Source organism: Vallitalea maricola, from assembly GCF_036985595.1.
Lineage (GTDB): Bacteria > Bacillota > Clostridia > Lachnospirales > Vallitaleaceae > Vallitalea > Vallitalea maricola.
Genome location: NZ_BTPU01000420.1, coordinates 1 through 330, shown reverse-complemented (window position 1 = coordinate 330; position 330 = coordinate 1). Strand labels below are relative to the sequence as shown.

The 330-nt window shown below is 29.7% G+C and carries 1 protein-coding gene; it reads left to right on the top strand.

The annotated features are described in order from the left end of the window. Positions 1-199, top strand: a 199-nt coding sequence (locus tag AACQ14_RS24510; protein WP_339366140.1) for a hypothetical protein, incomplete at its 5' end; no start/stop codon positions are given. Positions 200-330 lie beyond the last annotated feature (131 nt).

Sequence of the window (330 nt, the reverse complement as noted above, 5' to 3'; positions counted from 1 at the left end):
CATACACATTAATGAAAGTGAAATTGTTAAAGAGCATTTGATTGAAAAAATGAATATTGATCATCAAAATATATCTATCATTATTGCTGAAATTGAAAAGTGTTTTAAGATCAATATTAACCATGATATTAATGCGGCTGATATCGTTAATTTACCTTTATCCTTTCTCAACACCTTCCAAGAGGTTAGTATAGTATGATGAATTGTGATTTTCATGAAGTGAAAGATAGGCTAAAAAACTGCATCATATCTGCAGATAAACATGCATGGCAGCAATTAATAATGATAGAAGATGATGTTGCACGACAGTCGATAAATAAATGGTTTGAG